This is a genomic window from Deltaproteobacteria bacterium, assembly GCA_020845895.1.
Taxonomy (GTDB): domain Bacteria; phylum Lernaellota; class Lernaellaia; order JACKCT01; family JACKCT01; genus JADLEX01.
The window spans coordinates 76,287-85,252 of record JADLEX010000045.1 but is presented as its reverse complement, the minus strand read 5'-3'; the positions used below and the strand labels follow the sequence as shown (position 1 = coordinate 85,252).

General features: G+C 63.6%; 8 protein-coding genes. 7 read left to right on the top strand and 1 reads right to left on the bottom strand.

Translation table 11 applies throughout. The features are described 5' to 3' along the window. The first annotated feature begins 302 nt into the window (after positions 1-302). The 6 genes from IT350_05655 (at position 303) to IT350_05630 (ending at position 7,147) form a co-directional block, all read left to right on the top strand. Complete coding sequence (locus tag IT350_05655; protein MCC6157520.1) at positions 303-1,787, top strand: matrixin family metalloprotease; 1,485 nt, start codon at positions 303-305, stop codon at positions 1,785-1,787. Positions 1,788-2,005: 218 nt separating this feature from the next. Then, positions 2,006-4,195 carry a cytochrome-c oxidase, cbb3-type subunit I gene (gene ccoN / locus IT350_05650; protein MCC6157519.1) on the top strand — a complete coding sequence of 730 codons (2,190 nt, stop codon included), beginning with the start codon at positions 2,006-2,008 and terminating at the stop codon, positions 4,193-4,195. A gap of 22 nt (positions 4,196-4,217) precedes the next feature. After that, entirely contained in the window at positions 4,218-4,415 is a 198-nt protein-coding gene (locus tag IT350_05645) for a cbb3-type cytochrome c oxidase subunit 3 (GenBank protein MCC6157518.1), read from the top strand. A 13-nt stretch (positions 4,416-4,428) separates the two neighbouring features. Beyond that, a complete protein-coding gene (locus tag IT350_05640; protein MCC6157517.1) occupies positions 4,429-5,115 on the top strand; it encodes a c-type cytochrome in 687 nt (228 codons plus the stop codon). A gap of 135 nt (positions 5,116-5,250) precedes the next feature. Further along, positions 5,251-6,648 carry a cytochrome c oxidase accessory protein CcoG gene (ccoG, locus tag IT350_05635; protein MCC6157516.1) on the top strand — a complete coding sequence of 466 codons (1,398 nt, stop codon included), beginning with the start codon at positions 5,251-5,253 and terminating at the stop codon, positions 6,646-6,648. Then, positions 6,632-7,147 (top strand): FixH family protein, encoded by a 516-nt coding sequence (locus tag IT350_05630; protein ID MCC6157515.1) that lies wholly within the window; start codon positions 6,632-6,634, stop codon positions 7,145-7,147. Before ccoG ends, IT350_05630 begins: the two co-directional genes overlap by 17 nt. A gap of 14 nt (positions 7,148-7,161) precedes the next feature. Here IT350_05630 and IT350_05625 read toward each other — a convergent pair whose 3' ends face one another. Continuing rightward, entirely contained in the window at positions 7,162-8,148 is a 987-nt protein-coding gene (locus IT350_05625; protein ID MCC6157514.1) for a DUF547 domain-containing protein, read from the bottom strand. Between the two features lie 50 nt (positions 8,149-8,198). Between IT350_05625 and IT350_05620 the strand changes: the two genes are divergently transcribed. Continuing rightward, positions 8,199-8,966 carry a sulfite exporter TauE/SafE family protein gene (locus IT350_05620; protein MCC6157513.1) on the top strand — a complete coding sequence of 256 codons (768 nt, stop codon included), beginning with the start codon at positions 8,199-8,201 and terminating at the stop codon, positions 8,964-8,966.

The following is an 8,966-nucleotide window of genomic DNA, read 5'->3' as shown; positions in this document are numbered from 1 at the left end:
GGACGCGCATATGCATTCGAGCGTGGGTTTCGGAGTGGAAGGATCTCCATGTATGTGTGGGGATCGGCACTTTTCTTTGTGTCGCTTGCCCTTGGCGTCATTGTCGTCATCAGCGGCTGAAGAGCGGAGCCCGCACCTCCTCCGGGTCCGTGTCGTGTCCTCGCGGCGCATCGGACCCCGTGGCCTCTCTTGCGTTTCGACTCGAGATTCCCGATAAGTGAGCCGTTTTCGCGGACGCGATGGTCCGCGTTCATTCGATCCGGTGTGAAATTTTCCCCGGGGCGAGAAAGCAGGACGATATGATGTTCGTATCTCGCGGTTTGGGACGCTCGGCGCTGATCGCCGCTCTTCTTGGCCTTTTCTCGTCGGTTGCGTTCGCCGCGTCGGTCGTTCCGCTTTCGGGCGAGGAACTCGTCGCGGGAGCTGACCGCGTGGTGCGCGCCCGAGTCGCCTCGGAATCGGTGACCGTGAACGCCGAAACGGGTCTCTTCACGACGACATTTCGCCTTGCGGTGACGGAAGACATCGTCGGCGCGGGCGAGCCGGTCGCGGAAGTCGCGATCCGCGGCGGCGTAATCGGCGATGCGTTCAACATCGTCACCGGCCAGCCGAATCTCGAGATCGGCGAAGACGTGGTCGTGTTCCTCGACGAGACGGGCCACGCGATTCACGGCGGCTTGCAGGGCAAGGCGACCATCCGTGAGGGGTTCGTCTTCGAGAGCGGCGTCGAGGCCGAAGACTACATCTCGTCGATCCGCATGATCGCGGCCGGTGTGGAGCCCTACGTCGATCCCGTCGCGGGATTCCATCCGGTCAGCACGCTCGAGGCGTTCGTGATGAAGACGGGTGAGCGTTTCGGCTACGATGGCCTACATTGGTACGACGACAGCGTGGACGTGTCGATCAACGAGAATGACCCGGACGGTTCGGACGAGGGCGATGCGGTGCGCGAGGCGTTTTCCACCTGGAACGCCGTGCCCGCGAATTTCAAGTTCATCGATTCGGGTTCGAACAGTCGCACGCAGGTCACGCAGAACTATCAGAACGAGGTCATGTGGTCGAACGACGTGGAAGGCAACGCGATCGCGTACACGGCCATTTGGGGCAGCGGCAACGAGGTGGTCGAGTGCGATCTGGCGTTTCTTAACAGCTACGACTGGTCGTCGTCGGGCAATCCAGGCGGTTGGCAGATGGACACGCAGAATATCGCCACGCACGAGCTGGGCCACTTTCTCGTGCTGCTCGACCTCTACAGCGGGTCCGATGCGCAGAAGACGATGTACGGGTACGCGGGGCCAGGGGAGACCTACAAGCGCAGTCTGGAGCCCGACGACGAAAACGGAATCATCCACATCTACGGTTCGGGGCCGTCGCAGGATGACGACACGGATGACGATGACGACGATGATGACGACGACGATGGCGGAGACGACGACGACTGGTATCCGGACGACGACGACGGCGACGATGACGGCGGCGCGAACGACGACGGAGAAAATCTCGGCAACATCGGTTCGTGCGCCGATTTGCTCAACGTCCTCTACGGCTCGTGCGATTTCGAGATCGTGAACGGTTCCGACACCATTTCGCCGGAAAGCGCGTACGACCTGTGCGAAGCGGGGCAGGGACCGTGGGAGTGCATTTTCGCGTGCTCCAACCACGAAGCGGTGAGCGACTGCGATGCCTTCCGAGCCTGCATGACGCAGAGCTGCGGAGTCAGCGTGGTGTCGGGCGTATCGGGCGACGACGACGATGACGACGACGGGAGCGGCGGAATCTGCGGGTGACCTTCGGCCGGCGCTCTACGAGGCGTTGATCCTTTCTCGGGGTCAATGCACGGTTTCGTGAATATGATTACTGATGCGGGTCATGCGCCCCCTTCCCGTGGCGTAGGGAAATCGCTATAAATTCGTTCCAGATGTTTCCGGACCTCGATGTATTCTAAGGGAGCGGTCCCCTGGGGGCCGCATTTGGGTGTCAGCGCCGCGGTGTGAGGAGGTGTGCGATGGAGCGAATGGAGAGGTTCAGCTACGACGACGATATCGTTCGAAAGTTCCTGATCGCGACGGTCTTCTGGGGTGTCGTGGGCATGCTCGTCGGCCTGTTGGTCGCCCTGCAGCTTACGAATCCGATCTTCAATTTCAAGCTCTCGTTCCTGACCTTCGGACGGCTTCGACCGCTGCATACCAACGCGGTCATCTTCGCGTTCGCGGGCAACGCCATCTTCACGGCGATCTACTACTCGACACAGCGCCTGCTCAAGGCGCGGATGTTCTCCGACGGTCTGTCGCGCATCCATTTCTGGGGCTGGCAGGCGATCATCGTCCCCGCCGCGCTGACGCTCGTCTCGGGCGTCACGACCTCCAAGGAGTACGCCGAACTTGAGTGGCCGATCGACATCGCCATCGCGGTGGTCTGGGTCGTCTTCGCGGTGAACTTCTTCGGCACGCTGGCCAGGCGTCGCGAGCGGCACATGTACGTGGCGATCTGGTTCTACATCGCCACGATCATCGCCATCGCCGTGCTGCACATCTTTAACAGCCTCGAGGTCCCCGCCGGTTGGTTCAAGAGCTACTCGGTCTACGCGGGCGTCCAGGACGCCTTCATGCAGTGGTGGTATGGGCACAACGCCGTCGCGTTCTTCCTGACGACGCCGTTCCTCGGCCTCATGTACTACTTCCTGCCCAAGGCCGCGAATCGGCCCGTCTTCTCGTACCGCCTCTCGATCCTGCATTTCTGGTCGCTGGTCTTCATTTACATCTGGGCGGGTCCGCACCACCTCCACTACACCGCGCTTCCCGGATGGGCGTCGACGCTCGGCATGCTCTTCTCGGTCATGCTGTGGATGCCCTCGTGGGGCGGAATGATCAACGGCCTGCTGACGCTGCGCGGCGCGTGGAACCGCGTCGCCGAGGACCCGATCCTGAAGTTCTTCGTCGTCGGCATCACCTTCTACGGCATGTCCACCTTCGAGGGGCCGTTGCTGTCGATCAAAGGCGTGAACGCCCTGTCGCATTATACCGACTGGACCATCGCGCACGTGCACGCGGGGGCGCTGGGCTGGGTCGGTTTCATCACCTTCGGCATGGTCTACTGGCTTGCGCCGCGCGTGTTTCAGACGAAGGAACTCCATAGCCGCAAATGGGCCGAGTACCACTTCTGGATCGGCACGGTCGGAATTCTGTTCTACATCGTGGCGATCTATTTCGCCGGCATCACGCAGGGCCTCATGTGGCGCGCGTTCGACGACGCCGGCCGACTCGCGTATCCCGACTTCGTCGAGACCGTCGTGCGCCTCATTCCGATGTATTGGGTGCGGATCCTTGGCGGAACGCTCTATTTCGTCGGCATGGTCATGGCGTTCATCAACGTCCTCCTGACCTGGAAAATGCGGCCCGCGACCTACGACGTGCCGGTGATCGAAGCGCTCGCACTGGCCGCGGACTACGAGGTTGCCCCGGCGAAGTCGAACGTCGGTTCCGCGATCGGGCGGATCGCCGGCCTCGGGTGGCACCGCCGCTGGGAACGCCTGCCGTTGACCTTCTCGGTCATGACCGCGGTCGCGGTGATCGTGGCGTCGCTGTTCGAGATCGTCCCGACCTTCCTCATCAAGAGTAACATCCCGACGATCGCGACGGTCACGCCGTACTCGCCGCTCGAGGTGCTGGGCCGCGACGTGTACATCGCCGAGGGGTGCGTGAACTGCCATTCGCAGATGGTGCGGCCGATCCGATCCGAAACCGAACGCTACGGCGAATACAGCAAGCCGGGCGAGTTCGTGTACGACCATCCCTTCCTGTGGGGGTCGCGACGCATCGGTCTCGATCTTCATCGCGTCGGCGGCAAGTACCCGAACCTGTGGCACGTGCGCCACATGATGGATCCGACGTCCACGACGCCGAAATCGATCATGCCGCCGTATCCGTGGCTGTTCACGAAGAACGCCGACTTCGATTCGATTCCGGCGCGACTGAAGGCGCTGCGCACCGTGGGCGTGCCCTACGACGAAGCGGCGATCACGCAGGCCATCGAGGCTGCGAAGACGCAGGCGCAGGGCATCGCCGGCGACGTGGAGGCTTCGGGCGGACCGAAGGACCTCGCGGACAAGCAGATCGTCGCACTCGTCGCCTATCTGCAGCGTCTCGGAACCGACATCAAGAAAGCGCCGCCGGCCGTTGCCGCGGCGCGGCCCTGATCGCGGCTATCGAGAGGGCGTCATGAGCCTTTCGGACATCATGGGGCACATGAACCTGAGCCACTGGGCGCAGATCGCCCTCGTGATGTTCCTCGTCATCTTCGCGGGCGTGACGGTTTACGTCTTCGCCCGACGGAACAAGCCGGAGTGGGACCGGGCCCGGTCCCTTCCGCTGGACGACGAAACGCAACCCACGAATACGCACAGCCGAAACGGCTGAGGAGGGATTGACCATGGCGGACGATCACGGGCAATTGTCGGATCACAGTTACGACGGGATCGAGGAGTACGACAACCCGCAGCCGGGTTGGTGGAACTGGCTGTTTATCGTCACCATCGTGTTCTCGATCGGCTACTGGATTTTCTACCACATGGGCGGCGGCGGGAAGTCGGAACTCGACACGTACGCGGCTTCGGTGAAGGCCGACGAAGAGAAGAAGGCCGAGGTCGCCCAAGGCGCGCCGAAGACGGAGATGAGCGAGGAGTCGATCTTCGCGATGACCACCGACGCGGCGCTGATGGCGCAAACGAAAGACATCTACCTCGGGAAATGCCTCGCGTGCCACGGACCCGACGGCGGCGGTCTGATCGGCCCGAACTTCACCGACGACTACTGGATTCACGGCGCGAAACTCACGGATCTCGTGAAAGTCATCACGGAAGGTGTTCCCGCCAAGGGGATGATCCCGTGGAAGGGACAGCTCAACGACAACGAGATCATGCAACTCGCCGCCTACATCCGGACTCTGCGTGGAACGAAGGCCGCAACGCCGAAAGAGCCACAGGGCGATCTTTGGACGATCGACGGGATCAAGGCCGAGAAGACCGGCGGCGCGGCGCCCACGGGAGCCGCCGCGCCTCCCGCCGCTCCCGCGCCCACGCCCGAGGCGCCTGCCGCTCCCGCGCCGGGGCAGGGCTGAGCGCAAATCGGCAGCCGATCCGTTGTGAATCGGCCGCGAAGACCTTTGAGATGCGCGTGGGGGCGGTAGGAACCGCTCTCCGCAATGATCGGCGCATGCGGCGAATTATCGAGCCGCGCGCGAAGGACTTTCGTCATGAGTCACGTCATCGCCCCCATTCCCGACGAGCCCGTTCTCCCCACGCTCAATGCCGACGGATCGCGCCGTTGGCTGCGGCCGAAGCTCGCGACCGGTCGTTTTTACCGCGCGCGTCTTGCGGCCGCGTGGTTCCTCATCGTCGTGTTCACCGCGATTCCGTGGATCCGCATGAGCGGCAAACCGATCATCCTGCTCGATCTGCCGGCTCGGCAGTTCACGTTTTTCGGAACCACGTTCTTTTCCACCGACACCGTGTTGCTGATGCTGTTCATGGTCGCGCTGCTGGTCGGCGTCTTCCTGCTCACCGCGCTTTTCGGCCGCGTGTGGTGCGGGTGGGCCTGTCCGCAGACGGTCTACTTGGAGTTCGTCTATCGACCCATCGAGCGTCTGTTCGAGGGATCGAGATCCGCCCAGAAGCAGCTCGACAAACAGGGTTTTTCGTTCAGACGGATCGCGAAACATTTCGTGTATCTGCTTGTTTCGATCTATCTCGCGCACACGTTTCTCGCGTATTTCGTCGGCGTCGAGCAGCTTCGCCACTGGATGGCGCGCTCGCCGGTTGAGCATCCCGCGTCGTTCATCAGCATGGCGCTGACATCCGCTTTGATGATGTTCAACTTTGCGTGGTTTCGCGAGCAGACCTGCCTCGTCGCGTGCCCATACGGCCGATTTCAGTCGGTCCTGCTCGACAAATTTTCTCTGATCGTGGGCTACGATCCAACCTGCGGCGAACCGCGCGGCAAGATGGGCGCACGAAAACGGGCGGGCGAGGGCGAGCGATTCGGCGACTGCGTGGACTGCGGCGCGTGCGTCGTCACCTGCCCTACCGGCATCGACATCCGCAAGGGTTTGCAGATGGAGTGCGTTCATTGCACGCAGTGCATCGACGCCTGCGACGACATCATGACGCGACTGGGCAAACCGGTCGGCCTGATTCGTTACACGACCAAAAGCGAGCTGGCGGGTGAGCCGAAAAAGATCCTGCGACCGCGCACGATCGCGTATCCGCTTGTGATGGTCGCCGCGCTCTCGACGTTCACTTACGCCCTCGCGTCGAAGAGCGACACCGACCTGACGATGCTTCGCGGTCTCGGCGCGCCCTACGTCGAACTGACTCCGGAACGGATCTCCAACCAGATTCGCATCAAGATCGTCAACCGGGCATCGATCGATCGCGAGTATCGCATCGAACTCGCCGATCTGCCAGAGGCGACGATGATCGCGCCGCAAAATCCGCTGCCCGTTCCCGCCGGAAAGACGGTGGAGACGAGTGTCTTCGTCACCGCGCCGCGCTCGGCATTCACGAGCGGAGAGCGGGCGGTGAAGTTCCGCATCGGCGACGGCGACCGGTATTCGCAGGAGTCCGAATACCGACTGCTTGGACCGCAGGGTTGATCGCGTGGTCGAAACGCACACCACGAAGAAGCGCGGGTGGTACTGGCCGCTCCTGGTGATCGGCCTGCTGGGCGGGCTGCTCGTCATGAACGGCATCATGCTGTTCGTCGCCACGCGCGACCCGTCGTTCGCCGTCGAGAAGAACTACTATCAGAAGGCGCTGGACTGGGATGAAAAGCGCGCGCAGGACGGGGCGAACGACGCGCTCGGCTGGTCGATCGCGGTTTCGCTCGCCACCGCGGGCACGGATGTGCGCGTGGCCGCGACGATCACGGATCGCGAGGGCGCTCCGGTGAACGGCGCGACGGTTTCGCTCGAGGCGTTTCACCTCGCCCGGTCGGCCGCCGCGCGCGAAATCGCGTTGGCCGAGGAGACTCCCGGTCGTTATTCGACGACGTGGCCTGCAATGCGACCGGGGATCTGGGAAATGCGCTTTCGCATCGAGAAAGACGGACATGTGTTCACGAAATCGACGCGCGAGGACTGGGCGCCGCGATGACCGGTCGGCGAGACTCAGGCGATCCGGTTGAGCGACCAGTCGTAACGCGCGAAGTACAGCGGCCACGCGTTTTCGTTCGCGCGCGCAAGTTTGGCTTGCAGATCGCCGTCCGCATGGCGAGCGGCGAATTCGCGAACTCCGGATTCGCCGCCGAAATCCGCCCGGAAGTAGCGAAACGTGATCGGCAGTTCGATTCGGCATCGCGTGTCGTTCACGTGCACATCGCCATTCACCCGGTTCGCCGCGGCGGCATCGAGTTGCGCATCGAGAAGATCCGCATCGTAGAATCCCACGGCGGGGCAGCTCTCGGAGGCGCACACGAGGGCCGCGTGCACGCGGGGATCGACGCGGCTCACGATCCACGCGCGGCGCGGGTCGCCGTCGCCAAACGGCGCGCGGCCCGACGCGGGGTGCGGCGAGTTGGCGCGGATGATGCCGTTCTCGATGTCGTCGAGCGTCAGCACCTGATGACCGACGCGATACGCGACGAGGCCGAAGAAGCCGGGGATCTCCATGACCGAGCGACGGATGCCGAGCGCGAGCACGCCGTGGATCGCCAGCACGTTGTAGAGATTGATCCAGAACGCGAGGCGCTCGGCGTCACCCACAAGCGCGGAGGGGTCGATCGCCGCGAGGGCGGGAGCGGTCTCGACCAGTTGCCGGTAGACGGCCGAGTCGCGAAGAGCGTCGTAAGAAACGTGCCCCCTCGCGTCGATCGCGGTCGACTTCATCGCGAGCCGAAGTCGAGCCAGTCGCCGGAGCGGGTCGTCGCCGATGTCGCCGACGATGCCGTCGTTGAGGATGCGGGGCCGGTGCATGCGTGCGGGCAAAAGCCCCGCGAGAGCAAGCCGCGAGGGACGCACATGCCGAACGATGTCCCATGCGTCGCGAAGCTGGATGAGGGCGGACGAAGTCACCTTGGTGTTTCCTTCCGGATCGAGGGTGCCGACGCGATCGGGAGCATGCCCGAAATCCCGTCGCGCGGCCACGACCTCCAACATTTCTTTCCTTCCATACGAGCGGCGCGCATGATCCGTTTCGGAGGATTTCGATGACCCCTCTGCTCATGACCGTCTTCACCGCGAGTCTCGTGGGCAGTCTGCACTGCGTGGGCATGTGCGGCGGGCTCGTGACGTTTTACGCGGGCAGCGACGCCAGCGTGGGTCTGAGGCGTTTCGCGAGCCATGTCGCGTATAACGGCGGGCGCCTTTTCACTTACGTGGTGCTGGGTGCGGCGGCGGGGGCATTCGGTTCGGTCATCGATCTCGCGGGGTCTCGCGCGGGATACGCGCGTGTCGCGGGCATCGTGGCGGGCACGCTGATGATTGTTTGGGGCGGTTACGCGCTCGCGCAGGCCCTCGGCGCGAAACTGCCGCGCGTGCCGGCTCCGGCCTTCGTCACGCGCGCCGCGTCGAAGGTGTACGGCGAACTGCGTGGAAAACCTCCGGCGATCCGCGCGCTCGCCCTGGGTCTGTTTTCGACGTTTCTGCCCTGCGGCTGGCTCTACGCGTTCGCCATTGTTGCCGCGGGCACGGGGCATTCGTACGCGGGCATGGCGGTCATGGCCGCGTTCTGGCTCGGCACGCTGCCGTGGATGGCGGCGCTTGGCATCAGTGTTCAGGTCGTCGCCGGACCGATTCGCCGTCACGTCCCCGTGTTGATGGCGCTCGTGCTCGTCGTCGTCGGCGTGCTCTCGGTGATGGACCGCTCGGCGATTCCCTTCGAGCGCGCAGCGACGGTGGGCAGCGCCAAGGCGATTTCGATCACCGACCCCGCGGCCGCGAGTGGAGAAGAGGGGTCGTGCTGCAAGAAACACTGA